Below are 2,366 nucleotides of genomic sequence, written 5' to 3' on the forward strand. Positions count from 1 at the left end.
CCGTCCTCGTCCACGAGCTCGCCCACACCATCGCCGCCCTGCGCTTCAAACTGCCGGTGCGCCGCATCCAGCTGCAGTTCTTCGGCGGCGTCTCCGAGATCGAGAAGGAGAGCGAGACCCCCGGCCGGGAATTCGTCCTGGCCTTCGTCGGCCCCCTGCTCTCCCTGCTCCTCGCCGGCGCCTTCTACCTCGGCGTGCTCGCCGTCGAGCCCGGCACCGTCCCCGGCGTCCTGCTCGCCGGCCTCATGGTGTCCAACCTGCTCGTCGCCGTCTTCAACCTGCTGCCCGGCCTGCCCCTGGACGGCGGCCGGATGCTGCGCGCCGTCGTCTGGAAGCTCAGCGGCAACCCCATGACCGGCACCGTCGCCGCCGCCTGGGTCGGCCGCGCCCTCGCCGTGGCCGTCCTGGTGGGCCTCCCGATCCTCACCCACCTCCGCAAGGCCGACGAGTCCGGACCCGGCTTCGGCGGCCTCGACTCCCTCACCGACGCCCTGCTCGCCGCCATCCTCGCGGCCATCATCTGGACCGGCGCCGGCAACAGCCTGCGCATGGCCCGGCTGCGCGAGCACCTCCCCGGCCTCAGTGCCCGCACGCTCACCCGCCGGGCCGTCCCCGTCGAGGCCGCCACACCCCTCTCCGAGGCCCTGCGCCGCGCCAACGAGGCGGGGGCCCGCGCCCTGGTCGTCGTCGACGGACAGGGCAGCCCCGCCGCCCTCGTCCGCGAGGCGGCCATCGGAGGCGTCCCCGAACACCGCCGCCCCTGGGTCTCGGCGGGCTCCCTGGCGCAGGACCTCACGGAGGGCATGCGGGTCTCCGCCGAGCTCTCGGGGGAGGACCTGCTGGACACCCTTCGGGCGCACCCGGCGACGGAATACCTCGTGACCGAGGAGAACGGCGAGATCTACGGCGTCCTCTCGGCCGCCGACGTCGAACGCGCCTTCGTATCGGCGATGTCCCGCCCGTCCCCGTAACCGGGGGCCGCAACCACGTTCGCAGGCGCCGGCGACCCGCGCGTACCCACACTGGTCAGCAGGCCGCAGGCCACCCGGTAGGCTGGTCACATGTCCGAACCGACCGGTGCCGCCCGCCGTCGCGGGCCCTTTCAGGTCGGGGACCAGGTCCAGCTCACCGACCCCAAGGGACGCCACTACACCTTCACGCTCGAGGCGGGGAAGCAGTTCCACACCCACAAGGGTGCCTTCCCCCACGACGAGCTGATCGGTGCTCCCGAGGGCAGTGTTGTCCGTACCACGGGAAACGTCGCCTACCTCGCGCTGCGCCCCCTGCTCCCCGACTACGTCCTGTCCATGCCCCGCGGTGCCGCCGTGGTCTACCCCAAGGACGCGGGGCAGATCCTGGCCTTCGCCGACATCTTCCCCGGCGCCCGCGTCGTGGAGGCCGGCGTCGGCTCCGGCTCGCTGAGCAGCTTCCTCCTGCGCGCCATCGGTGACCAGGGCATGCTGCACTCCTACGAGCGCCGTGCCGACTTCGCCGAGATCGCCCAGGCGAACGTGGAGCGCTACTTCGGCGGCCCCCACCCCGCCTGGCAGCTCACCGTCGGCGACCTCCAGGACAACCTCTCCGACACCGACGTCGACCGCGTCATCCTGGACATGCTCGCCCCCTGGGAGTGCCTGGAGGCCGTCTCCAAGGCCCTCGTCCCCGGCGGCATCCTCTGCTGCTACGTGGCGACCACCACCCAGCTCGCCCGGACCGTCGAGTCGATCCGCGAGATCGGCTGCTTCGCCGAGCCGCAGCCCTGGGAATCGATGATCCGCAACTGGCACGTCGAGGGCCTGGCCGTCCGCCCGGACCACCGGATGATCGGCCACACCGGCTTCCTGGTCACCGCCCGCCGCCTCGCCGACGGCGTCGAGCCGCCCATGCGGCGTCGCCGTCCGGCGAAGGGCGCGTACGGAGAGGACTACGAAGGCCCGAACAAGGGCTGACCGTTCCCGGCACCGAACGCCGGACGGGCTGAGGAGTTCAGCCCGTCCGGCGTTGGTCGTAACTCGGCGAACGCTCCGCCCCGTTGGGGCCGTACCCCCTCTGTCCCCGGCGGCGAGCCGTGTGGCACGATGCGGAACAGCCTCGTCCCCGTCGCTCTCCCAGGAGTCACGTGCAGCCGGCAGGACCCGCGCCCCTCCCGCACACCCGTCCCCGCCCCGGACACTGGCTGGCCACCGCCGCCGTCCTCGCCGCCGTGATCACCGGCGCCGCGCTCTTCGGCCCCGAGGACACCACCGCCACCGCCACCGTCGCGGCCCCCGCCGCAACACGCGCCGCGGCACCCGACGCCGCGGCCGTGCACTACCCCCTGACCTGCGGCGGCGGCCGTGACGTGGAGATCGTCACCCAGGCACCCG

The 2,366-nt window shown here is 73.2% G+C and carries 2 protein-coding genes and 1 pseudogene; all 3 read left to right on the plus strand.

The features are described 5' to 3' along the window. A partial coding sequence (locus AB0K09_RS32515; RefSeq protein WP_366068992.1) for a site-2 protease family protein occupies positions 1-971 on the plus strand: 971 nt, incomplete at its 5' end. A 90-nt stretch (positions 972-1,061) separates the two neighbouring features. Next, positions 1,062-1,949: a tRNA (adenine-N1)-methyltransferase gene (locus AB0K09_RS32520; protein ID WP_106677765.1), complete on the plus strand. Its 888-nt coding sequence runs from the start codon at positions 1,062-1,064 to the stop codon at positions 1,947-1,949. 170 nt (positions 1,950-2,119) lie between these two features. Continuing rightward, positions 2,120-2,366 (plus strand): annotated as a pseudogene (locus tag AB0K09_RS32525) (hypothetical protein); the annotation flags it as partial.

Source organism: Streptomyces sp. NPDC049577 (genome assembly GCF_040675635.1).
Taxonomy (GTDB): domain Bacteria; phylum Actinomycetota; class Actinomycetes; order Streptomycetales; family Streptomycetaceae; genus Streptomyces.